General features: G+C 41.5%; 19 protein-coding genes. 7 read left to right on the forward strand and 12 right to left on the reverse strand.

The annotated features are described in order from the left end of the window. Positions 1-69: 69 nt before the first annotated feature. Positions 70-1,929 (reverse strand): sialate O-acetylesterase, encoded by a 1,860-nt coding sequence (locus tag EQJ87_RS02140; RefSeq protein WP_130123130.1) that lies wholly within the window; start codon positions 1,927-1,929, stop codon positions 70-72. Positions 1,930-2,131: 202 nt separating this feature from the next. On the opposite strand from EQJ87_RS02140, the gene EQJ87_RS02145 reads away from it, so the two are divergent. After that, on the forward strand, positions 2,132-2,803 hold the full coding sequence (locus EQJ87_RS02145) for a GntR family transcriptional regulator (protein WP_130123131.1): 672 nt from the start codon (positions 2,132-2,134) through the stop codon (positions 2,801-2,803). Positions 2,804-2,997: 194 nt separating this feature from the next. On the opposite strand, the gene EQJ87_RS02150 is transcribed toward EQJ87_RS02145, so the two are convergent. The 8 genes from EQJ87_RS02150 to parE form a co-directional block, all read right to left on the reverse strand. Further along, entirely contained in the window at positions 2,998-3,906 is a 909-nt protein-coding gene (locus tag EQJ87_RS02150) for an RluA family pseudouridine synthase (RefSeq protein WP_370449776.1), read from the reverse strand. A 135-nt stretch (positions 3,907-4,041) separates the two neighbouring features. Then, entirely contained in the window at positions 4,042-4,497 is a 456-nt protein-coding gene (lspA, locus tag EQJ87_RS02155) for a signal peptidase II (protein ID WP_130123133.1), read from the reverse strand. Between the two features lie 165 nt (positions 4,498-4,662). Further along, positions 4,663-5,070, reverse strand: a complete 408-nt coding sequence (locus tag EQJ87_RS02160; RefSeq protein WP_130123134.1) for a methylated-DNA--[protein]-cysteine S-methyltransferase — start codon at positions 5,068-5,070, stop codon at positions 4,663-4,665. 189 nt (positions 5,071-5,259) lie between these two features. After that, positions 5,260-7,734, reverse strand: a complete 2,475-nt coding sequence (gene parC, locus EQJ87_RS02165) for a DNA topoisomerase IV subunit A (RefSeq protein WP_130123135.1) — start codon at positions 7,732-7,734, stop codon at positions 5,260-5,262. Positions 7,735-7,929: 195 nt separating this feature from the next. After that, the gene (locus EQJ87_RS02170) at positions 7,930-8,379 is read right to left on the reverse strand and encodes a GNAT family N-acetyltransferase (protein WP_130123136.1); all 450 of its coding nucleotides are present in this window, start codon (positions 8,377-8,379) and stop codon (positions 7,930-7,932) included. After that, a complete protein-coding gene (locus EQJ87_RS02175; protein ID WP_130123137.1) occupies positions 8,376-9,230 on the reverse strand; it encodes a 3'-5' exonuclease in 855 nt (284 codons plus the stop codon). The genes EQJ87_RS02170 and EQJ87_RS02175 overlap by 4 nt, the downstream gene beginning before the upstream one ends. 36 nt (positions 9,231-9,266) lie before the next feature. Then, complete coding sequence (locus EQJ87_RS02180; RefSeq protein ID WP_130123138.1) at positions 9,267-9,815, reverse strand: Type 1 glutamine amidotransferase-like domain-containing protein; 549 nt, start codon at positions 9,813-9,815, stop codon at positions 9,267-9,269. A gap of 35 nt (positions 9,816-9,850) precedes the next feature. Further along, on the reverse strand, positions 9,851-11,785 hold the full coding sequence (gene parE, locus EQJ87_RS02185) for a DNA topoisomerase IV subunit B (RefSeq protein ID WP_130123139.1): 1,935 nt from the start codon (positions 11,783-11,785) through the stop codon (positions 9,851-9,853). A gap of 213 nt (positions 11,786-11,998) precedes the next feature. Between parE and plsY the strand changes: the two genes are divergently transcribed. The 6 genes from plsY (at position 11,999) to EQJ87_RS02215 (ending at position 22,225) form a co-directional block, all read left to right on the forward strand. Beyond that, a complete protein-coding gene (plsY, locus tag EQJ87_RS02190) occupies positions 11,999-12,637 on the forward strand; it encodes a glycerol-3-phosphate 1-O-acyltransferase PlsY (protein WP_130123140.1) in 639 nt (212 codons plus the stop codon). 150 nt (positions 12,638-12,787) lie between these two features. Beyond that, the gene (gene nrdH / locus EQJ87_RS02195; protein ID WP_130123141.1) at positions 12,788-13,006 is read left to right on the forward strand and encodes a glutaredoxin-like protein NrdH; all 219 of its coding nucleotides are present in this window, start codon (positions 12,788-12,790) and stop codon (positions 13,004-13,006) included. 2 nt (positions 13,007-13,008) lie between these two features. Then, complete coding sequence (gene nrdI, locus EQJ87_RS02200) at positions 13,009-13,431, forward strand: class Ib ribonucleoside-diphosphate reductase assembly flavoprotein NrdI (protein ID WP_130123142.1); 423 nt, start codon at positions 13,009-13,011, stop codon at positions 13,429-13,431. Positions 13,432-13,545: 114 nt separating this feature from the next. Continuing rightward, positions 13,546-15,714 (forward strand): class 1b ribonucleoside-diphosphate reductase subunit alpha, encoded by a 2,169-nt coding sequence (nrdE, locus tag EQJ87_RS02205; protein WP_130123143.1) that lies wholly within the window; start codon positions 13,546-13,548, stop codon positions 15,712-15,714. 204 nt (positions 15,715-15,918) lie between these two features. Further along, the gene (gene nrdF, locus EQJ87_RS02210; RefSeq protein ID WP_130123144.1) at positions 15,919-16,896 is read left to right on the forward strand and encodes a class 1b ribonucleoside-diphosphate reductase subunit beta; all 978 of its coding nucleotides are present in this window, start codon (positions 15,919-15,921) and stop codon (positions 16,894-16,896) included. A 217-nt stretch (positions 16,897-17,113) separates the two neighbouring features. Then, positions 17,114-22,225, forward strand: coding sequence for a beta strand repeat-containing protein (locus EQJ87_RS02215; RefSeq protein WP_130123145.1), 5,112 nt, complete (start codon positions 17,114-17,116; stop codon positions 22,223-22,225). A 93-nt stretch (positions 22,226-22,318) separates the two neighbouring features. Here the strand turns inward: EQJ87_RS02215 and ftsX are convergent, their stop codons facing one another. The 3 genes from ftsX to prfB all read right to left on the reverse strand — a co-directional run bounded on the left by ftsX (position 22,319) and on the right by prfB (position 25,402). Beyond that, positions 22,319-23,254 (reverse strand): permease-like cell division protein FtsX, encoded by a 936-nt coding sequence (gene ftsX, locus EQJ87_RS02220; RefSeq protein WP_130123146.1) that lies wholly within the window; start codon positions 23,252-23,254, stop codon positions 22,319-22,321. Then, a complete protein-coding gene (ftsE, locus tag EQJ87_RS02225; RefSeq protein ID WP_130123147.1) occupies positions 23,247-23,939 on the reverse strand; it encodes a cell division ATP-binding protein FtsE in 693 nt (230 codons plus the stop codon). Before ftsE ends, ftsX begins: the two co-directional genes overlap by 8 nt. A gap of 365 nt (positions 23,940-24,304) precedes the next feature. After that, positions 24,305-25,402, reverse strand: a complete 1,098-nt coding sequence (gene prfB / locus EQJ87_RS02230) for a peptide chain release factor 2 (protein WP_130123148.1) — start codon at positions 25,400-25,402, stop codon at positions 24,305-24,307. Positions 25,403-25,466: the final 64 nt, after the last annotated feature.

The raw sequence follows: 25,466 nt of genomic DNA on the forward strand, positions 1-25,466 counted from the left end.
TGTGCTTTGCACAAGAGAAAAGGGTTCCCTTTTCTCTTGTGCTTTGCACAAGAGAAAAGGGTTCCCTTTTCAAAATTTTATTTTGAATGGAACTGCGGCTGTCCCGATTTTATTCTTTATAAATGGAACAGGCGTATTAGACCAGTTGTAACTTAACCACCTTTCTCCATTTACCACTACTGTATCGTCAGGAAGACGGATTCTGAGGTTATCATTATCTATAACCTGATACTCTTTCACTTTTGTTTTCCTCCCTTCTGTTAGGATTTCGAAGTATCCGTTTTTCTCAACGCTTAAACTTTCTCCATAAGTTTGGAAGCTAACATGGATTTCTTTATTCTCCTTGCTGTATTGTAGTTTTCTGGGCCTAGGACCTGTACAGTAACCAGTTGGAAAAAATTCAAGTTTTTCATAACTACCATAGAGTTCATCTGCCAGCCCCTTCTTGTTTAGCGGATGAAGATCATTGTCTTCACCGTAACCCAGAGAAACTACCATTGCAGTATGTGCTAAAGATAATGCTTTTTCTTGTTCCACTCTGATTTCTGACCACAAGGCTCCAATTTCTGTCCCACAATTTGGGAGCTGTACATAAAGAAAGGGGAGTTCATTTTGCTTAAATAGGTTTCGCCATTCTTTAATCAATTTGCAAAAACGTAATCCATAAGCTTGTGGGTGCCAAGCATCAGATTCTCCTTGATACCATAGAATAGCTGAGAATTTTAAATTTTTCAGAGGGGCAATCATTCCGTTAAATAAGCCGGTTTCTTTGTATTGAATGAAAAATTGTTCTTTTTTCTCTGGCATCCAATTTGAACGTTTTATTTTCCAAAGTCCTGCTTGATTGAGATCCATTTCTTTATCTCCTACGATAATCAAGTGATCTTTATCAGCTCTAATACCACCTGGAAAGTTAAAAATTTTCAAGCGAATTGCGATAGTGATAGCCTCGCTAAGTTTTTCAATGGGATAATTTCGTGGCGGATATTTGTAATCTGTCGAACCAACTTTCTTGCCATTTACAAAAATTTCATCAGCATCAGAGAAAGTTCCTAAGCGAAATTTTGCTTTTTCTCCAATCCATTCTATTGGAATTTTTAATCTTTTTCGTAGCCAAATAACTCCTGGGTAGCGATATAAATCTTGCCACTCTTGATTTAGAGGAACTTCTTTCCAAAGGTTATCATCAAACTCGGCTGTTTGATAGTTTTCTTTTAGACCTTTATCTGTTTCATCTAGTTTTTTTAGATATTGAGCTTGATAGTCATCGTCTAGTTCTTGGGAAACTTCAATGTAATCATCATTTTTTAATGACTCAAAGTTCTCTGGTAAAAGATTTAACGTTTTTAAACTTTGCTCACTTAGCCAGCTATTTATCGGTGTACCACCAACAGCAGTGGAAATCAAGCCAACAGGAACTTCTACTTTTTCGTAGTGCCTCTTTGCAAAAAAGTAACCAATTCCAGATAGTTCTTCTAAGTCGGCACCTATTGCATACTTCCATTTTCCTGAATAAAGCTCAGTTCTTGGAGCGTTGAATTCTGGTTGTTGCGGAACTTGAAAAAAGCGTATTTTAATATTGTTTGCATTTTCTAGTTCATCTGAGTAGAGTGTTTTTAATCTTCCCATTCCTAACTGCATATTGGATTGACCTCCCAGCAGAAACAAATCTCCGAAAGCAATATTTTTAAGAGTCATAATTTCTTCATCAGTCCAGAGAGTAAAATCTAAGTCTTCTGAACCTCTATGGGCTGGAAGAGAAAAACTGAAATATCCTTCATCATTAGATTTTGCAGTTTCTCGAAATTTTTCAAAGGATAGACTTATCTCTGTTCTAGGAGAGGTATAGCCCCAAAAAAGATTTTCAATATTGCGTTGTAAAATTGCACCACTTCTTAGCAGAAATGGAATAAATATCCCTTTTTTCAAAGATTTCCCTCCTAACAAACTGATATATTAGATTTACATATTATAATAAACCGTTTTCATCATTTTGTACTGTTAAATGTTACGTTTTTTTATTGTAAACGTTGAGCTTTACCGATATATTAGCAAAAAGCTTTAAAATTTCAATTGGTATACACATAATGTATATTGACTTTAATACTTAACTTTTCTATAATTATTAGCTATGAATGATGATAATCTTAACTTGCAGATTCAAGCTTATAATAAAATTTTATACAAAATTATTCATTGTGAGTATTCTCCAGGGCAGAAAATCTCACAAAAAATGATTGAGGACGATTTGCATTTTGGTTTGACGCCAATTCGAGAGGCTTTGTTACGCTTGCGACGTGAAGGTTTAATCTTTGTTGTTCCTCAATCGGGAACTTTTGTCACTAAGATTGACTTTAATATAGCCATTAATGCTCGTTTTATTCGTGAAAGCTTAGAGAAAAATATTATTTCTGAAGCTGCAACTTTAACTTCTGCTGATTTTCAAGAAGCCCACCTGTCCATCAAACAGCAAGAAAAATTTGTTGCCAGTAAAAATTATAATGGTTTTTTTGATGAAGATGAAAAATTCCATAAATATTTTTATATTGCGACCAACCATCTTCAGACTTGGAACTGGATTCAAGCAGTTAATGTCCAATTTAATCGCTTTCGCTGGTTACGTGTTCGTGTTACTGATTTACCTTGGAACTTATTGATTGAGCAGCACAAAAATATTCTTAGGGCGGTTGAAAGTCACTCTTACGAGAGGGCCATTGCTGAGTCTGTTCAACATTTACAACTGGTTTTTGAAGAAGAGTCGGCAGTTATTGAAAAATTTCCTGACTTCTTTGAAAATTTATAAAAAAATAGAGCATTTCTTAAAAATGCTCTATTTTTTAATTTAGGCTCTTGAGTTGGGATGCTAGACCGATAGTAAAGGGTGTATCGGGCATTTTATTCCCGTTGATTTGAGTTGTGCCAAATCGTAAATTTGGTGGTAGAGATGGCCCGATATTCCCCTAGGAGATTAGCCAAACACAAAATAAAAGAACAAGATTACTCTTGTTCTTTTACTTCTCCTCGGAGTTTTTGGATTTGCTCAGCAAATATTGCTGGGACATCAACTTGAAACTCCATGAGTTCTTCTGTTGTTGGATGGACGAATCCAAGTGTTTCGGCGTGTAAAAATTGACCGTGATTTGGTGTCAGGGTTTTATTTGGGCCATAGAGTGGGTCACCTGCAATTGGATGACCGATATAATTCATATGTACTCGAATTTGGTGCGTCCGGCCTGTTTCTAAATGCAAGGCAACTAAGGTAAAGCCGTAAAATCGTTCTAGTACTTCAAAATGAGTTACTGCTGGTTTGCCACCAGAAACCACCGCCTGCTTTTTGCGATCCTTGAGATTTCGACCAATTGGCGCTTCAATCGTTCCTTTGTCATTAGGAATTTCACCATGAACTATCGCTAGGTAACGACGTTTATTTGTTTTATCTTTCAGCTGAGCCGCCAAGCTTTCATGGGCTTTGTCATTTTTAGCGATCATCAACAAGCCACTGGTATCTTTGTCAATACGATGAACAATACCAGGGCGAATCACACCGTTGATTGTTGATAAATCTTTGATATGATACATGATGGCATTCACTAAAGTCCCTGATGCGTGACCTGCAGCGGGGTGAACAACCATGCCTTGAGGTTTATTCACTACGGCCACATCTGAATCTTCATAAACAATTTCCAGTGGTAAATCTTCGGCAACAACATCTAAAACTTCTGGGGCTGGCACTTCAAACTCAATACGATCGCCTGTTTTTACTTTATATTTTGCTTTTTTTGTTTCGCCATTGATAGCCACTTTGTCATTTTTGATGAGTTCAGTGAGCAAACTTCTGGAGTATTCTGTTTGATTAGCAAGCGCTTTGTCCAAACGGAGGTTATTATTTTCTTCTTTTACGATAATTTTTGTCAAATTCTTTTTCCTTGTCCAATTTTATTGAAAAATGGGCTTACTGAAACTTTCGTCAGTATTTTTTCTTGCTAACAGCAATTGCGTCAGCATTTTCTCTAATGAAAATATTTTCGTCAGTAAATTCTCTCAGATTTTTTCACTTTTATCGGTCAAAATGGCGATAAATAGAATCACAAATCCCACTGACAAAAGTGTATCAGCGATATTAAAAATCGGAAAATTGATGAAGTCTGTCTGGAACATATCAACAACAAATCCTTGGCGCACGCGGTCAATGAAATTCCCTAAAGCCCCCGAAATAATCAGGCTCAAACCAATGAAATAGCCGTTTTGCGCGCTTTTTTTCCATAAATACCAAAAGGCAACAATCAACACAATCGGTGTCAAAATCAAGAAAAACCATTGTTGACCAGCAAATGACGACCAAGCCGCACCGTTATTTTGCAGATAAGTCAAGCTAAGAATATTGGGAATAAAACCGCGTACATCACCTAACTCAATGTTGGCAACTACCCAATTTTTAAAAAGTTGGTCAAGAAGGATTCCAAGGCCGATAATCACAAGAGACAGTATTTTTTTCATAAGTTTAATTATACCATTTACAAGGGATTCTGTCAGTAAGCTGACGGAAATTTCGAGGGAACTTACGATTTCACCTCTTCTCGTCAGTACTATTGATTTTATCGGAAGATTGATAAGCTTCTTTCTCCAAACTCGCTCTCCTTGCACTGGCTGAGTTCGGCTTGTTTATTTCCTCAAACTTTTCTCATAAGCTAAAATTTCTGACTTGATGTCTTGACGCTTGTCTTTGCCCATGAATCCACCTAAACTGCCATCTTTTCGAGTCACACGGTGGCAAGGTAAAATGACGGGCAAAGGATTACGCGCAAGCGCTTGACCTACTGCCTGCTGAGCTTTTGGCGAACCAACACGCGCTGCCATTTCCTGATAAGTAATGGTTTCTCCGGCAGGGATGCGAGGAAGCTCCAACCAAACTTTGCGCTGAAAATCCGTTCCCGTTATCAAACGGAAATCTGCTGTTGAAAGAGCAGTCAGGGCCTCATAAGTTGTTTTTTCATGTACATCATCAAAAAAGACATTGATAATTTTTCCGTCAGTATCCCGTTCCACTGACAAGTCAAAATTTTTGTCCATTTTTCTCCTTTCTCCTGCCTTCCATACTTTCGCAAGTTCAAAAAGAATCCTTTGAAGTAGAAAGTTCCGTTTTAGAGTGTTTGCTCTGGAGTTTTTCTTATGATTTATTATAACAAAATTTCTCAATTACGCTTCTTTATTTTCCCTAAAATGCTAAAAAACATCATGACTTCGCATGATGTTTTGCTTTTATTTCATTTTAGCACTGATGACTTTTTCAATATTTTCTGCCAGTGGACGACCGTTGCTGGTGCGCTCTGAGAGAGAAAGTTGAGTCAGATTGACGGTTTGAAGCTGTCCTGAGTCACTGCTGATTTCAAGGATTTGTTCTTCTTTGCTGTTTTCATCCGTCATTGAACTTTGAGTAAATAGATCAAATTCGGAATTTAAATTTGCGCTATCGACATTTCCATTAACCAAACCGGCAGCAAAGACAGTATGATTATTTGCTTTCAGAGTGCGCAAGACTTGCAGGCCACGATTTGCGCGGGAAGTTGCAGGAATATCTTCTGATTTCACTCGTTTAATGAAACCACGCTGCGTCAGGAGATACCAACTGCTTGTCGTTACAAAGAAGGCTGCTTTAATCTTATCGTCGCCCTTAAGTTTCATCGCTTTAACACCCGCTGCTTTTGCCCCAAGGACTGGCACATCATCCAGGTTAAAGCGCAAAGCGTATCCACTTTCTGAAATAAGCATCAAATCAGCAAATTCGCTCGAATGGAAGAAAATCACTTCATCATCTGCGCCTTTGAGCTTAGCATAGGCAGTGGATTTTGAACGATAAGTCCGCCAAGGGGTAAAGCTTGCCAAATCAACTTGTTTAATTTGACCGTTTTTGGTTACAACAGTGAAGTTTTGCTCAGCAAAATCATCAATAATTTTGGCCTCAATAATTGTTTCGTTGGAGGCAAAATTAGATAAGTTTTGTGATAAATGTTCTCCAATATCTTTCCAACGAACATCCGAGAGTTCATGGATAGGGCGATAGATTACATTTCCAAGATTGGTAAACAGTAACAAATGTTGTGTGGTTTTGGCAGGAGCGTAATACAGCAGCTCATCATCGTCACGTTTTCCGACTTCTTCCAAGGCTGACGAAGCAAAAGAACGTGGTGAAGTGCGCTTGATGTAGCCCGCGCGCGTGACTGAAACGACAGTATCTTCCGCCACAATCAACTCACTAGCTTCAATCTCAATGGTTTGAACTTCATCTTGCAATTCACTGCGACGTGGTTTGGCAAATTTTTTCTTGACTTCTCGTAATTCACGTTTCATCAAGTTAAAGAGGGTGCGCTCATCGTTGATGATGGCTTTGAGTTCCAAGATTTTTTGTTCAAGCTCTGCTTGTTCGTTTTGCAGGGTGACAATATCAGTGTTGGTCAAGCGGTAAAGTTGCAGGGTGACAATTGCCTCGGCTTGCTCTTCGGTGAAACCAAAGGAAACTTTGATATTTTCTTTGGCATCGGCTTTATTTTCTGAAGCTCGAATGGTTGCGACCACTTCATCGAGAATCGAAACCATGCGAATCAATCCTTCAACCAAGTGCAAGCGTTTTTCGGCTTTTGATAAATCAAACTGAGAACGTTTGACAATAACTTCTTCACGGTGAGTGATATAAGCACGCAAAATTTGCACGATTCCGGTTTGAACAGGGGTCATCTTGTCAATCGCCACCATATTGAAGTTATAATTGACCTGCAAATCGGTATTTTTGAACAAATAGTTCAAAACGAGTTGGCTGTCAGCTTCTTTTTTGAGCTCGATGGCAATTCGCAGGCCTTCTCGATCGGATTCATCCCGAACTTCGGCAATTCCTGGTACTTTGGCGCTCAAGCGAACATCGTCAATCTTTTTGACCAGATTAGCCTTATTGAGTTCATAGGGAATCTCAGTCACAATCAGTTGCTCACGCCCCCCTTTTATGGATTCAACACTCACTTTGGAGCGGACAACGATACGTCCTTTTCCTGTATGATAAGCTTTTCTGATTTCACCTTTACCTTGGATAATTCCGCCTGTTGGAAAATCTGGCCCAGGTAAAAATTCCATGATTTTTTCGACATCGGCCTTTGGATGATCAATCATATGAATGGTTGCATCAACGACTTCGCCAAGGTTGTGGGGTGGGATATCTGTGGCGTAACCTGCTGAAATCCCTGTTGAGCCATTGACCAAAAGGTTAGGAAAGGCAGCAGGTAAGACAATGGGTTCTTTTTCAGTATCATCAAAATTCCATGCGGTAGACACGGTATTTTTATCAATATCTTGCAACAAAAAGCCTGAGATTTCGCTTAAACGTGCTTCGGTGTAACGCATGGCGGCTGGTGGATCACCATCCATTGATCCGTTATTTCCGTGCATTTCAATCAGCGGTTCGCCCATTTTCCAATCTTGGCTCATCCGAATCATTGCGTCATAAATCGAACTGTCCCCGTGAGGGTGGAAGTTACCCATGACATTTCCGACAGATTTGGCGGATTTACGATAAGCTTTGTCAAAAGTGTTGCCATCTTTATTCATTGAGTAAAGAATCCGACGTTGCACCGGCTTCAAACCATCACGAATGTCGGGTAAAGCACGCTCCTGAATGATGTATTTTGAATAGCGCCCAAAGCGCTCTCCCATGATATCCTCAAGGGGTAATTTTTGAATATTAGACATTTTTTAACTTTCTTTTGAGAAAATTTTAATTTATTTTTTTAATTGAGGATTTCTACTGAAGGGTGATTTTTTCAATTCTCAGGAAATCACTTTTTCTATTCTACCACAAATTGAAGCCGAAAAAAACTGGCAAAAAGTTTCAGAGATAAAGCCACAAAAAACTTACTGAGCATTTCGTCAGTAAGTTTTCTGATTTTAGAACGTCAAAATCATATTGACGTGCTTGATGCCGTCTTCGTAAAATGCGTCAGAGTTTTCCACAAAGCCAAAGGAAGCATAAAAATCACGTAAGTAGTACTGCGCTTCAATAGTCACGGCTGATTCGCCGTCAGCTTTCAAGACTTCCAAAGCTTTTTCTACCAGCTCATGACCTAATTTTTGACCACGAAAAGCGGGATTGACTAGCACACGACCGATTGAACTTTCTGGAAAGGAAATCTTTTGAGGGAGCAAGCGGCACAAGGCCATGATTTCACCTGCTTCGTTTTCTAGCCAGAGGTGCTTGGAAACTTGATCTTTTCCATCAAGTTCTTGGTATGGGCAGTTTTGTTCGACGACAAAAACGGCCGTTCGCAAGCTCAGCAACTGGTACATTTCGGTCGTATTTAATTCGTCAAAAGTTTTAAGTTTCCACTGATGTGTCATTTTTCTTCCTCCATTTCACTGACGAAATTGGCTTTTTGCATTTCTTTCAGAAAATCCGAATGAATCCTAACTTGTTCGGTATGATATAAGGTCACACTTAAACTCGCACCAGTTGAGTATTCCTGCTCAATCCGGATGCCTGTTACGTCAAATTTTTGCCATTTTCGTGTCAAATCTTGGCGATAGTAGACTAGAGCTTTGGTGATGGGTAAATTGAGCTTACGGCGCAGACTTTCAGTGATTTCGTCAGTATTTTCTCCAAACAAATCAAGCTGTTCATTTGCGTCAGCATTTTCTCCAAGCTCCAAAATTTCCGTCAGTATTTTCTCTGAGACATTTTGCTCACTTTTTTGTAAATAATGATAAAGTTTCGCCGTAATCAGACAGTCATTAAGCGCATCATGCGAGCGTAAATCACTGACGCCCAGCAACTCTTTAAAATTGACCAGCGCATAAGAAGACATCTGCAAAAGACGTTTACTTTCAGCCAAAGTATCATAAACTCGAAAGGCTTCCACACCCGTAAGCGCACAATCAATAATGGCTTGGTACAAAAAACTCACATCAAAAGGCGCATTATGAGCCACCAAAAGATGTCCTTCGATAAAGGCCAAAAATTCTGGCAGGATTTCTTCAATCGTTGGCTGATTGAGCAAATCTGCAGGCTTAATTCCAGTTAATTCTGTAATTTCTGAGGAGACATAGGATCGCTGATTTTTGACTAATTGGTTAAACCGTGCGATTTCAACATCGTTTTCGTCATATTTTACCGCACCGATTTGGATAATTTCATTTTTTTGAGCAGAGAAACCAGTGGTTTCAAAGTCAAAAACGACGTATTTTTCTTTCATTTTTCTTTTACTCCAGCTGACAGGTTCGTCAGCAAATTATACAGCATTCTCTATCAGCAAAATCTCATGATTATCAACAATCAGCCCTGCTGAGTCAGTCAGAAAATAAGTATTTTCTTTGAAAATCGTAAGTTTTTCATGAGGAGAAATTGAGAAATCCAGCAGCCCCAGATAATTTTTCGCCAAAACGCAAGCGCCTGCTGATGAACCCACCCAGATTTTTCCTGCCAAAAGTTTTGGCAAAAGTTCAGAAAAACCAGTTTTCTCAAAGGTTTCTAGCAATTCATTAGTGTAGCCACCAAAACACCAAATCAAATCGTAGCCCAACATTTTAGTCTTGAGCTGCTCAGGCGACAGCGCCCGCAAATTGGCAAAAGTCAGTTTGCCACCAAAAGTTGTGGCCAAACTTGAAAATGCCGATAAAAGCCAGCGACAATCATCATCTGACTGGGCGAGCGCTTCGTTAATCAGACAGACCGAGATGTCGGCGCGAGATTTGCCCAGCCATTTTTCAATTTGTCGAATGAATTTTTCCTTACCTTCTGGCGCAGATGCTAAAATCAAACGCATTTTTTCTCTTTTCATGTTCGAAAAATTACTGACGAAGCTGTCAGCAAACTTTAAAAGACCGTTTCTTCTTCCATCGTAAATTTCACGTTGTTTTCAATCCATTTCCGGCGAGGTTCAACCTTGTCCCCCATAAGCACAGATACACGTTTCTCAGCTTGTGCGGCATCGTCAATAGTCACTTGAATCAAAGTACGGCTTTCAGGATTCATGGTCGTTTCCCAAAGCTGATCCGCGTTCATTTCACCAAGCCCTTTGTAACGTTGCAGGTTAGCATTTTTACCAAAATGCTTACGTAACTCAGCTAGTTCGCCATCAGTCCAGGCGTATTCAATCTTTTCCTTTTTCCCTTTACCTTCGCTCATTTTGTAAAGGGGCGGCAGGGCAATGTAGATGTGCCCCGCTTCCACCAGCGGTTTCATGTAGCGGTAAAAGAAAGTCAGCAAGAGCGTTTGAATGTGAGCGCCGTCCGTGTCGGCATCGGTCATGATGATAATTTTGTCATAGTTACGGTCAGCCAAGGTAAAATCAGCCCCAACACCTGCACCAATGGTGTAAATCATGGTGTTGATTTCCTCATTTTTGAGAATGTCCTGCATTTTGGCCTTTTCCGTGTTGATAACCTTACCACGCAGAGGCAAGATAGCTTGGAACTTGCGGTCGCGCCCTTGTTTGGCTGAGCCACCAGCCGAATCTCCTTCGACTAGATAAAGTTCGTTTTTGTTAGGGTTTTTAGTTTGAGCTGGGGTCAATTTACCAGACAAAAGGCCTTTGTCTTTCTTGTTCTTTTTGCCATTTCGGGAATCTTCACGCGCTTTTCTAGCCGCTTCACGGGCTTCGCGCGCTTTGATGGCCTTACGTATCAAATTCTGAGCCAATTCGCCATTTTCCATCAAGTAGAAACTGAGCTTTTCAGCCACCAAACCGTCCACAATCGGGCGAGCCAAAGGGGAGCCTAATTTGTCCTTAGTCTGCCCTTCAAATTGCAAATGCTCCTCGGGAATCAAAACCGACAGCACCGCTGTCAAGCCCTCACGGTAATCTGAACCTTCCAGATTTTTATCCTTGTCCTTGAGCAAGTTCGTTTTTCGAGCATACTCATTCATCGCCTTAGTAATGGCTGTTTTCAAACCAGCTTCATGCGTTCCACCGTCTTTGGTTCGAACATTATTGACAAATGAGAGCATATTTTCTGAATAACCGTCATTATATTGCATGGCTACTTCGACTTCAAAACCGTCTTGTTTGCCCTCAAAATATAACACTGGTGTCAAACTGTCCTTATCTTCATTGAGATAAGTAACAAAATCCTGCACACCATTCTCATAATGAAATTCTGCCTTTTCATCTGTTCGTTGATCTTCAAGGCTAATGGTTACTTCTTTGAGCAAGAAAGCTGATTCATTTAAACGTTCAGAGATAATACCGTACTTAAATTCTGTGGTTGAAAAAATCGTCGCATCTGGCATAAAAGTAACTTTTGTACCCGTTTTAGATTTTGGTGCTTTGCCAATTTTTTCCAAAGTCGTTACGGGATGACCACCATTTTCAAAACGTTGGCGATAAACGGTTCCGTCACGCGTGATTTCTACTTCCAACCAAGTGGATAAAGCATTTACAACAGAAGACCCTACCCCGTGCAAACCACCAGAAGTTTTGTAGCCCCCTTGACCAAATTTCCCTCCCGCGTGGAGAATGGTAAAAATTACCTCGACCGTCGGAATCCCCATTGCGTGCTGTCCGACAGGCATCCCACGCCCTTCATCTTCTACGGACAAAGAGCCATCTGTATTGATTGTAACCGAAATTTTATTTCCAAAACCAGACAAAGCTTCATCGACAGCATTATCAACAATCTCCCACACCAAATGATGCAAACCTGTACCATCTGTTGATCCAATATACATCCCTGGACGTTTTCTAACAGCGTCAAGCCCTTCTAAGACTTGAATCGCACTGTCATCATAATTATTGATATCTATTACCATTATATTTTCTCCTCATCGAAAGCTTATACTTTTGCCAAAACAAAAATATTCATCTTGATTATTGTACCTTGTTAAGAAAACTTTGTCAAAATTCTACCAAGTATTTTTTAACAAACACATCCAAGTCTATCCGTTCCCTTTGGCAAAAATATGGTATAATTGAACAGTTAAAAGAGATTATCTATTTTAAACGAACTAAAACTCGGAGAACTTATGACTATTTTTATTCTTGTCGTTGTGTGCTACCTTTTAGGTGCTATCCCTGCTGGTTTATGGGTCGGTCAGATTTTTTTCAAAAAAAATCTGCATGATTTTGGATCAGGAAATACGGGAACAACGAACACTTTTCGGATTCTTGGCGTTAAAGCCGGAATCGCCGTCTTTTTATTTGATTTACTCAAAGGAACTTTAGCAACACTTTTACCCGTCTTCTTCCATGTCCACAGCGTTTCCCCGCTTGTTTTTGGCTTGATTGCGGTGATTGGACATACTTTGTCGGTCTTTGATCATTTCAAAGGAGGCAAGGCTGTCGCGACTTCTGGCGGTGTCATCTTAGGCTTTAGTCCACTTTTTTTAATCTATCTGCTTGTGGTTTTCTTTGTTTTTCTCTGGCTCTTTAGTATGATTAGCCTGTCAAGCATTGCTGCTGCAGTCGCTGCTTTAATTGGTGTCTTCTTCTTCCCAAGCATTCATTTTATCTTGCCAACTTATGACTGGTTCTTTTCTTTAATTATTTGTGCCTTGGCTTTGATTATTATTTTGAGACACATTTCCAATTTAAAACGCATCAAAAATCACGCCGAATCCCTTGTACCCTTTGGCTTGAACTTATCTCATCAAAAGAAAAAGTAACACAATATCTTGTGTTGCTTTTTCTTTTTTACATAATTTAGCACAATATCTAGTAAGTATAATTTGACTCCTTATTTTTTTTAAGTTAAAATAAGGGTATCAAATTTGAGCAAAGGTCCTACTTTTTCTCAACACTTTAAGGAGAATCAAATGGTTACAGTTTATTCAAAAAATAATTGTATGCAATGTAAAATGGTCAAAAAATGGCTTGGCGAACACGATGTCGCTTTTAACGAAATTAACATTGATGAACAACCTGAATTTGTCGAAAAAGTTATCGAAATGGGCTTCCGTGCAGCACCAGTCGTGACTAAAGGCGATTTCGCTTTCTCTGGTTTTCGTCCTAGTGAATTAGCAAAGTTGGCTTAAAGATGAAACTTGTTTATTTCAGTGTTACTGGCCAGACCAGACGTTTCGTCGGAAAGACAACTCTGCCTCATGTCGAAATTTTGCCTGATGATGATTTGGAAATGGATGAGCCTTTCCTTCTCATCACCCCAAGCTACGCCGAAGAATCACCCACCGTATCTAAGTCAATTGACGTTATGGATCCTGTGTTTGACTTTATGGCTTACAACGATAATTACAAGCTTTGTCGTGGCATTATCGGAACAGGTAATCGAAATTTTGCAGGAATTTATATTTTCACAGCAAAGGAACTTTCGGCTAAGTATCAAATTCCGCTTTTATACGATTTTGAGTTCAATGGTACACCAACTGATGTGGCTGCGGTCGAAAAAATTGCTCAACAGCTGGATCACGGAGCTAAGGTAACTTTTAAAAATCCACTGTGATTTTTGGCTTCACATTTTACGTGGAGCTTCTTTTATCTCTATCTTTTTGCACTTATTATAAACTCTCAGTCTTGACTGTGTTTAGACTGACTTTTCTCTCATATAAGGAGTATTATGTCTTTAAAACAACTCAAAGATGTCACTTATTTTAAGCTAAATAATGAAATCAATATTCCTGTCAACGGCGCTATCCCGCTTGCCAAAGACAAGGAAGCCATCACCGCATTTTTCAAAGAAAATGTTCAACCTAATCGCTTCACCGCTGAAACTTACATGGACAAGCTCAATTGGCTGGTCAAAGAAGAATATTTAGAAGCTGAATTTTTAGCTCTATACAGTCCAGAATTTATCACGGTTTTGCGCAAAGAGCTGGCAGCTTTTGAATTTCATTTTGATTCATTCATGGCGGCTTATAAATTTTATAATCAATATGCCATGAAAAACAACGACGGCTCACTTTATCTGGAAGACTTTGAAGATCGTGTGCTCATGAACGCACTTTACATGGCTGACGGCTCTGAAAAATTGGCCCATGATTTGGCCTTTGCCATGATTAACCGCCGTTATCAGCCTGCAACTCCGACTTTTTTGAACGCTGGTCGTAAACGTCGGGGCGAATTTGTGTCATGTTTTCTTTTGCAACTGACTGATGACATGAACTCAATCGGACGTACTATTAACTCTGCTTTGCAACTGTCTAAAAACGGTGGAGGAGTTGGTTTGAACCTGACCAATCTGCGTGCTGCTGGTGCACCAATCAAGGGTTATGATGGTGTGGCTGCTGGAGTTGTGCCGGTCATGAAATTGTTCGAAGACAGCTTTTCATATGCTAACCAGCTCGGTCAACGTCAAGGTGCTGGTGTGGTTTATCTGTCGATTTTCCACCCCGACATCATGCAATTTTTATCCACCAAAAAAGAGAACGCCGATGAAAAAATTCGGGTCAAGACTTTGTCACTAGGTGTGACAGTGCCTGATAAATTCTACGAATTGGTCAAAAAAGGCGAAACCATGTACTTGTTTGAGCCATACTTTGTCGAAAAACACTATGGTAAACCTTTCTCAGAAGTCGATTTGACCGCCGAATACGACAATATGGTGGCCAATCCAGACATTCGCAAGACAGCAATTTCTGCTCGTGAACTGGAGCAAGAATTGTCTAAACTGCAACAAGAATCAGGCTATCCTTACGTCATCAACGTGGATACGGTAAACGCCGCAAATCCTATTGACGGGGTCATTTCCATGTCCAACCTTTGCTCAGAAATCTTGCAAGTGCAGACACCATCTGTCTTAAATGATGATCAAACTTACAAAACTTTGGGCACTGACGTAGCTTGTAACCTTGGCTCAACTAACGTGCTCAACATGATGACTTCTGCTGATGAATTTGGCAGTTCTGTCGAATCTATGGTGCGGGCGCTGACTTTCATCTCTGAAACGTCAAATCTGGACACTGTGCCAACCGTCCGCAAAGGAAATGACGAAATGCACGCGATTGGCCTTGGTGCTATGGGCTTGCATTCATTTTTAGCGAAAAATCAAATTCATTATGACAGCAAGGAAGCCGTTGAATTTACTAGCGTTTATTTCATGTTGCTCAATTATTATACTTTGGTGGCCTCAAATAAATTGGCAGTTGAAAAAGGTTCTTCTTTCAAAACTTTCGAAAAATCGGCTTACGCTGACGGCAGCTATTTTGATAAATATGTCAGCCATGATTATTTTGCGGCTGTTTCACCAAAGGTACAAGCTTTGTTTGAGGGCATTGATGTGCCAAGTCTGGCTGACTGGGCGGCTTTGCGTGAAACGGTGAAAGCTTCTGGGCTTTACAATTCTTACCGCATGGCGGTGGCGCCAAATGGTTCGATTTCTTACATCAATGACTGTTCTTCTTCGATTCACCCCATCGTCAACCGGATTGAGGAACGCCAGGAAAAGAAAGTCGGCAAGATTTATTATCCTGCGGCTGGACTTTCAACCGAAACCATCCCTTACTACAAATCAGCTTATGACACCGATATGCGGGCGGTCATTGACGTTTATGCAGCGGCAACGGAACACGTTGACCAAGGCTTGTCATTGACTTTGTTCATGCGCTCAACTTTGCCAGAAGGCTTGTACGAATGGAAAGTGGCCACTAACAAAATGACCACACGTGATTTGTCAATTTTGCGCAATTATGCTTTCAAAAAAGGTATCAAAACCATTTACTACGTCCGCACCTTTACTGACGACCAAGAGGAAGTCGGTGCTAACCAGTGCGAAAGCTGTGTGATTTAAGGAAATTTTAATGAGGAAGCTGTCGGTAAAATAGAGCATTTACTGACGGAATTGTTTGGCGTCAGAGAAATTGCTGACGAAACTCATTTGAGCTAGAGAATTTACTGACGAAATTGGTCAACGATAAAAAAAGAGAGGAATTGAGTGCGATGTTTAAAATGAACCTTTTCATCATTTTAAACATCAGGCTCATATCTTAATAATATGTCTGAAAATGAAAATTTGACGGTGCCGACTTATTACAGCGCCATTGACTGGAATTCCATTGAGGATTCGATTGATAAATACACTTGGGAAAAGCTGACCAGCCAGTTTTGGCTAGATACGCGTGTGCCTGTGTCTAATGACTTGGACGACTGGCGCAAATTGCCCCAAGTGGAACGGGATACTTTTGCTAAAGCCTTTGCTGGCTTGACTTTGCTGGACACTTTACAATCGGTGGACGGTGCTGAAGTGCTCAAACACGACGCCCGCACACCGCAGGAAATTGCTTGTTTCAACAACATTCAATTTATGGAATCAGTCCACGCCAAGTCTTACTCTACGATTTTCTCGACTTTGAACACCAAAAAGGAAATCGAAGAGCTCTTTAACTGGGTGGATACCAACGTTTATATGCAAACCAAAGCTGAGATTATCAATAAAATCTACGAAACTGGCACAGCTTTGCAAAAAAAAGTCGCTTCGGTTTTCTTGGAAACTTGCCTCTTCTACTCTGGTTTTTACACGCCCCTGCGCTATCTGGGCAGCAACAAGATGATTAACTCGGCGGAAATCATCAAGCTGATCATTCGTGACGAGTCTGTCCACGGGACATATATCGGCTACAAGTTCCAGCTGGGCTTCAATGAGCTGTCTGACGAGGAGCAAAGCGACTTCCGCGACTGGATGTACGCCCTCCTTTACGAGCTTTATGAAAATGAAGAAAAGTACACACACCTGCTCTACGACGAGGTCGGCTGGAGCGAGGAAGTGCTGACTTTCATCCGATACAATGCTAACAAAGCCCTGATGAATCTGGGGCAAGACCCGCTTTTCCCAGACACAGCGGCCGACGTCAATCCAGTGGTTATGAACGGCATTTCAACAAGTTCATCAAACCACGACTTCTTCTCACAAGTTGGTAATTCTTACCTGCTGGGCGAGGTGGAAGCCATGTCTGACGACGACTATAATATTTAAAAAAATTTTTTAATCATAAACAGCACCCAAAGTCCGCTTTTGACTGAGAGGTGCTTTTTTATATACAAAATAAACAAAACAGAAACCCAAAAGAAAATCTTGACATATTAGAGAAAAAATGACAAAATAGAGAAGTAAAGAAGTCAAAGAAATTAGAAGTTTTGACTTTCGTTTTTTTTAATTACAACTATCTTGTAAAAATTAAAAGGAGTAACTTATGAAACTTTCTCACTTTAGTCGGAAGGTCACTTTGATGTCCGTGATTTTGTTGAGCAGTGCGGCGACGGCTGGCGGGTTTATTTCACTGAAAAATTCACCACTTGAGTCTTTTATGGCACAGAGGGCTGACGCAGCGACGACTTCTAACTCTTACAGTGTGAGTGGAACGGTTGGGTCTTTTACGATTTTGAAAAGCCCAACCATGGTGGGAACTGGAAATAGCACGAGCGGTTTTGTGGCGAATGCTAAAGAAAATGATGCTTCGGCGCCAAAAATGACGAGTGGCTCTGGGGTTGTTTCTGCTGCTGGGACTTATTCAGGATCCTCTGTGGCGATTTCTGCTGGTTCAAACAAGGGAACATATGCTGCTAACTGGGGTTCAGCTCCTTCTCTTGTCACGACAGGAGCTTATGTCGTTTCTGGCTTGAGTGTGGGGTCTTCATTTGACAAAACTTGGTCAAATATTGGGACGCTGAATGGAAAAGCTTTGAATGTCACTATGACTTTCATAGTCACTGCGCTCCAAAATCCTTCTGGAACAAATAATTACATTGCCGTTTCGAATAATTTAAACACTTTTGTGACGTCGAATAATCTCAACGGGAAGTTCCAAGTTCACTATACTTATGCTGACGGAACGCCTCTTTCTTTGAGTGACATGAATCAGCTTGCTTTTTTAGGGGGTTCTTTGACGCCTTCTACGGAATATATGACGACTGCGGATGCGGCGGATGTCTTACTTTCTTCAAATGCCAGTGTGCCAACGGCGGTTAAGGGGGCGACAACTGCTAATGCGAGTTCTCTGGGATTGGCTTCGGGTTTGACGACTGTTTTTTATTCGCCTACAAACTCTTATACGGTCAGCGATACGGATTTTAATTCTTATGCCTATGCTTATGGGGCTTCTTTTTTGAATTTTTCAACGGCAACGCCTACTTTTTATTTTGGAAATTGGACGGCTTCGTCTGGCAAGATTTCGGCGCAGGGGGCTAATCACATCTTGTTTGCGACGGAGACTTCTCCAATCACGGTCAGCAAATTGTTGACGGCGGTAGGAGATAGTTATTATACGACAGTAACTCCTTCGACCGATGCTGTCTTGAAGAATACTGTGAATCCTTCTCAGCTCAATGATAACAGCTCAGCGACCATTACTAAAGCAACGGCAAGTGTCGTGAGTGGCCCTGATGGACAAACTTATCCTGCAGGTAGTGTAACGGTGGATGATGCTGGAAATGTGACGGTAGATCACTCTATTTTGAGCAAGCCGGGCATTTATACGTTCAGCGTGACTTATACGGATAGTACTGGGGCGATTGTTACGGCTTATGATAACATCTCAGTCGCTATCGGAACAAATAGTTTGACGCCACTGGCCACACCTGTGACCGTAAAAAATACAAATGTGCCAACCGGAACGCCTAAGATTTCGGTTAAAGGGCCTGATGGAGCGTCTGTCACTGCTTCTGATGTCACTTTAAATCAGAGCGATGCGGATAGCTTGGTCACTTTGGCGGGGCAAAATACGCCGGGTATTTATACGATTGATTTGACTTATCCAAATGGTGTGGTCGTCGAGGACTATATTTCGGTTGTTGAGGGCGACAGCACTACTGTTGGCACTAATCAACTAGCGACGCTCCAAAACAATGTGCAAGAAATCATTGACCAAAATACAACTGATGGTGGAAATGTCATCCAAAATCCCGTGTTAGACTTGTCGGCGGGTGTGGTCGGGACAATCTCTGCCCCTACTGGTGTGACGGTCGATCCCGCACTGGTCAGTGTGAATGCGGACGGTTCTGTGACTTTAAATGGTCAACCGACACCTGGTGTTTACACGATTCCTGTGACTTATACTGAAACTTATACCGACAGTAGCGACAAGCAAGTGACACTGACAGTCACCATCAATGACGTCGTCACTGTGGTAGAAAATAAAATCCCTGGTTTTGAAGTTTCAACGGCTCAAGGAAGTGCCGTTACTGGGACAAACGATTTGTCAAATGTTAATCTGGGCTTGTTAGATGCTCAAGGGCCTAAGCAACAATCTGTGGAATTGCTTTCGGCAACACAGCATGATGCCAACAAAACGCCTATCACGACAGCGAGTGCTGCTGATTTCACTCTGAATGGAAGTCTCTTAGCGCCGTGGGATTATGGCGGGGTGACTGCTTCTGATCAGCTTGCTCCGGGAGACTATACTATCAAGGTCACTTATGTGGGGCAAGACGGTATACAATCTACGGTGAATGACATTGTCCATGTGTATCCAAAGCCTACCCTATCAAGCCAAGACACTAAAATGATGGTCGGAGATGACTTTACTGACAAGGCTGCTTTTACTGAGGGGATGGACAGTTTAGGGCAGGCAATTGATTATGATGAAGCAATCCAAAATGGTGATTTGCTTGTGACGGATGATGTGGACACATCTAAAGCAGGGGACTATACGGTCACTTTTACTTATACTGATCCGACGACGAAGCAAAAGGTGACTTCTACTGCGACGGTGACTGTGGTGGATAATACTGCAATCAGCTCAAAGGCAACTGATGCTATTTTGGAGGGGACTGATTTTGCACCAGCTGATGATTATCTCGCTTCCACAAATGCGGATAAGACGGCTGGAAGCTTGACCAATACTAACTCTGCTAAGGTGGCTGTGGTGATTACAGATGCTCAGGATAAACTTGTCTGGTCTGGGTCTGCGGATGCGATTGTACCTGCAAGCAAACTTCCTGCTGGAAATTATACGGTGACTTACAAAGTGACGGATACGACTGGCAGTACAAAATCTAGTACTACAGCACTCAAAGTGATCGCCCTAGATCGGACTGACCTTGTCAGCAAGGCAACAGACACTGTCCCAGCCGGTATTTATAAGCCAAGTGGGGATTATCTTTCTTCCCAAAATACTGACGGATCGTCTGGCAGTCTGACCGCTACTAATAATCAGCCTGTGCAAGTCACAATTACTGACAAAAATGGTCAAGTCATTGACCAAGGGCCAGCAGATCGCACGGTTACACTGACGGGTGGAACTTACACTGTCGTTTATACGGTCAAAAATGCTGACGGAAATGCAGTCAGCAGCACTACCTCGCTCACGGTGACTGACAATACTTCAATTTCATCAAAAGCAACGGATACGATTATCGCGGGAATTTACCAGCCAAGCAAGGACTATGTCACTTCTACTAACGCTGACGGGACGGGAGCGACTTTTGCCAATACCAACGGCAACTCTGTCAAGGTGAGCTTGACCGATAAGTCTGGAAACGTAGTCACACCAAATGCTGACGGCACTTATACTTTGGCCGGCGGATCTTACAGCGAAATTTACACCGTCACAGACAGCAATGGCAATCCACACAGCGCAACTACAATTGTGAGCGTTCAAGATTTGACAACACTTCACACTCAATCAACCTTCACGACTGACGCGCCAGCGCTTAATCAAAGCACCGTGCCTTTTGATCCTGCTGCTGCATTTGAAACTTCCACAAACGCTGACGGATCTGACGGGACTTTAGCAAACACTAACGGCGCGAGCGTCACCGTCACTGTCACGGGTAAAAATGGAAACCTTGTCTCACCAGCCTCTGACGGGACTTATCCGCTCTTACCTGATGAAAATTACACCGTGACCTACACCACTCACAATGCTTCGGGGCAAGCAGTCAGCACGACCACCGAAGTCAATGTCCCTACTGCCCCTGTTGATGAAAGCACACTTGATTCACGAGACACCGATCAAATTTCTGTTGGCACTTATCATCCGCTCACTGATTTGACTACGGTCAAAAATGCTGACGGAACGGATGGCAAAGGCAATCTGAAGCTTAACAACGGCCCTATCCATGTCGAAATTACTGACGAAAATAACAAGCTAATCTGGCAAGCTGACCTCACAGCTGACAGCTCTGTTAACTTGACTGGCGGGACTTATGTAGTCACTTACACCGGCAAAGATTCACTGAACAATCCTCTGGTTACCACAAGCTCACTCACTGTCACAGACCAAACAGCACTGATTTCTAAACCTGTCAACAATAGCCTCAAGGCCAATCAAACCTATCAACCCGCAAGCGACCTTGTCACTGACAAAAATGCTGACGGATCTGACGGCAGCCTTGATTTGACCAATGGAAATCCGGTCAAAGTCACAATTACTGACGAAAAAGGTCAGCCTGTCAGAGAAAATGCTGACGGAACTTACACCCTAGCTGGCGGTTCATACACCAGCACTTACACAAGCTCTGACAGCAATGGTCAGCCCGTGGTGACGACAACACTGATTAACGTTTCCGACCTGACTAGCATCATGACTAAAGGCACTGACCAAATTACTGACGGAAATGACTTCATTGCCAACATTGATTTTGTCAGCAGCACAAATGCTGACGGATCCACTGGAAATCTGTCCAGCACCAACGAAAACCCTGTCACGCTCAACGTCGTTGACAAGACAGGAAAAAGCATTTGGACTGGAAAAGCCAGCGACAAAATCCCAGCCAGCAAGCTGCCCACAGGCGATTACACCATCACTTATCAGGTCAAAAATTCTAATGGCCAAATCGTCAGCAGCACCACAAACTTGACCGTTCAAGCCAAAAATCATCCTGCAGCACCCTCAGCACCAACGGTTGATCATACGACACTGACGAGCCAAGCCAAAGACCAAATTACTGACGGAAATCCTTACACACCAAGCATTGACCTCACCAAAGCCACTGACCAAGCCGGAAATAAAGTCCCTGATTCTGACATCAGCGTTACAATCACTGACCAAACCGGCAAACTCATTTGGAACGGAAAGGCCAATGACACCGTCTCCGCTGGCCGATTAACAAGTGGTAGCTACACGGTCACCTATACTTACAAAGCAAAGACAGCCACAACCAGCTTAAGCGTTGTCGCCAAAAAACAACCAACAGCAAAACCAACTGAAAGACCTGCCTCAGCTCCTACGCAGCCAACGTCTGAGGCTTCAAACAATGATTTACCACAAACCAGTGACAGCACTGGATACTTAGCCGCGCTCATTGGCACATTCGCCCTATTTGGTGCTGGCTTACTCGAAGCCCTCAAGCGCCTGCGTCGCTAATTTCACATCAAAAAAGCAAGGAAATAAAAACCTTGCTTTTTTACATTTAAAAATTGAAACAAAAAAATACCAGACGTGCTGGTATTTTATTTGTTAAACTTTGAGGAAGCGACGCATTGACAAAAGCGCCCCAAACGATCCAATCAGAACACCGATAACCACCATAATTCCAATCATTTGAGGAATGAATTGGTCTGGTGCGTACATCGAGAGATTTTGTGATTGAAGACTTGGTGTGAAGCTAATAAAAGCAATTCTGTAGAGCCAAGCGATTAAAAGACTTGGCAAAACAGCACCCAAAAGTCCAACCCAAGCCCCTTCTAAGAAGAAAGGCCAACGGATATAACCATTTTTTGCACCAACCAAGCGCATGATTTGAATCTCACGCTGACGAGACATAATAGTAATCCGAATCGTGTTTGAAATCAAGAAAATCGCAACGAAAAGCAAAAGTCCTGCCGCTGCAAAGCCCCAAGTCCGAACAACTCTAGCAATACTAAAGATTCGGTTGGTGTTTGCTCCACCATAAGTAGCACTGCCGACACCTGGAATTTTCTTAACTGCCGCAGTCACTTGTTTGATATGCTTTGGTGAGTCCGCTTCAACGATATAAGCATCGTACAGCGGATTAGCGTCACCCTTGAACAACTCCCAAGCTTTACCCAATGATTTTGTCAATTGATTCAGCTGAGCTTGTTTGCTTGAAAAAGTTACTTTTTCTACATTAGGCACTTTATTGATGGCTTCGTACACCTTGAGGTGATTTGGATTAGCAATCATTTTGTGCGCATCTTTAGGGTCTTGAATCTCTTTATCTTGGTCATGAACGTCCAATTTCATATAAGCAACAACACGAACATTTCCTTCGATATCTTTTGCTAATTTTGTAGTATTCATGATTAAAGAAAGGAAAAGTCCCACTAAAACCAAAGTAATCATAACTGAAGAAACCGCTGCAACAGTCATCCAACCGTTTCGTTTCAAGTTTTTCAGTGATTCACCAATATGTTTGAAGAAATTTCTAATCATCGTAACCGTAAACTCCTTCCTCTTGGTCGCGGACAATTCGTCCGTTTTCAATCGCGATCACTCGATGTTTCAAGGTGTTAACGATTTGGCTGTTGTGTGTCGCCATGAGAATAGTTGTCCCTTGGAGATTGATTTTTTCCAGCAAATTCATGATTTCCCAAGAATTTTCTGGGTCAAGATTTCCTGTTGGTTCATCGGCAATCAAAACTTTTGGTGCATTGGCAATAGATCTGGCAATCGCCACACGTTGTTGCTCCCCACCTGAAAGCTCATCTGGAAATGAACGAATCTTGTGTTTCAAGCCGACCAAATCAAGCACTTCATTGACGCGCTTTTTGATTTCACGCGGACGTTTTCCGATAACTTCCATGGCGTAAGCGATATTCTCGTACACGGTTTTCTTTGGCAAAAGCTTGTAGTCTTGGAAGACTACGCCGACTGAACGACGCAACATTGGTACGTCACGACGTCTTAATTTTGATAAATCGTAAGTTGCAACACTTCCAGAACCACGGTCGATCTTCAATTCACGATAAAGCAGTTTGATAAAGGTCGATTTCCCAGCTCCTGACGGCCCAACGATATAAGCAAATTCTCCCGGCTCGATTTCGAGCGAGATATTACGCAAAGCCGTTGTTCCATTAGAATACTTCTTGGAAACATTGCTTAGTTTTATAATACTCATAGTACCTTTCCTGTATAAGATTTAGCCATTTTTTGACTTTCGTCAGCATTTTCTCTCTGACGAAAAAATCCGTCAGTAAATGCTCTGAGCGAAAATGAACATTCGTTCACATCAGCAAATTGGTAAAAATATATTTTAATCACTATGGATGTTTTTTTCCATCTGAAAAGCCAAAAACAACAAAAGTTGCCCTTTGTTTTCACACGGTCATTTTAAGTGTTTTCGCTAAAACTTTTAAAGCGAAACTACTTAATTATAGCAAATAAAAAGTGATTTTTAAAGACTTTTTTATTTCTTTTATTCGTTTTGATAACAAAAGAAAGACAAAAATGTTTCTGCGCGCTATTGACAGAAACCTTTTTATCTTACAAATTCCAACGCAGATAAGCGTTGATAAAGCCGTCCAAATCACCATCCATGACATTTGAAATTTGCCCTGTTTCGTAACCTGTTCGTGTGTCTTTAACCAACTGATAAGGCATAAAAACGTAAGAACGAATTTGTGAACCCCATGAAATATCGGACTGGTCACCCCGAAGTTCATCAACTTCTGCTTGTTTTTTATCCATTTCCATTTGGTAAAGTTTAGATTTCAGCATGGCCATCGCTTTGTCACGGTTACCGTACTGCGTTCTATCCATTGTTGATTGCACAACAATCCCTGTTGGAATGTGAGTCAAACGCACACCTGTTGAGACTTTATTGACATTTTGCCCACCAGCACCGCCAGAGCGGAAAGTGTCCATTTTCACATCAGCATCGCGTACTTCCACTTCAATCGAATCATCCAACTCAGGCATAACATCAACAGAAGTAAACGAAGTGTGACGACGATTGGCCGAGTCAAAAGGTGAGATGCGCACCAGACGATGCACTCCTTTTTCACCACGCAAGAAACCATAAGCATTGCGACCAGCAAAACGAATCGTTACCGACTTCAAACCAGCCACATCGCCGTCTTGATAGTCGAGAATTTCCACTTTGAAGCCATGCGCTTCACCCCAGCGAGTATACATCCGCATGAGCATTGAACCCCAGTCTTGGGACTCGGTTCCACCTGATCCTGGATGAATTTCCAAAACCGCATTCATGTGGTCATAAGGCTGATTGAGCATGATTTCCAACTCGTAGGATTCAATTTTTTGACCAAGTGCTAGCGTCATTTCTTCCAACTCGACTTGCATTTCCTCGTCGGCTTCTTCATAAAGCATTTCAAGCATGGTTTGCGACTCTTCAAGCATCTCATTCATGGCTTGATAGTTGTCATACTTAGCTTTTAAAGCATTTGATTCGTCAATGACCTTTTGAGCGGCCGCTTGATCATTCCAAAAATCTGGCTGTGCCATATCATTGTCCAAAAGGGCAATTTCTTCTTCTAAACGGTCAAGATCCAATGAATCACGAAAACCATTGATTTTCTCGCCGTATCCTTCAAGTAAATTTCTAATTTCTGATAGTTCCATAAGAGCTATTATACCATATTAGACGGCTATAAAACTAAAACGAACTTGATGGTCAAGTCATTTA

Origin of the sequence: Lactococcus sp. S-13, from assembly GCF_004210295.1 — a bacterium.
GTDB lineage: Bacteria > Bacillota > Bacilli > Lactobacillales > Streptococcaceae > Lactococcus.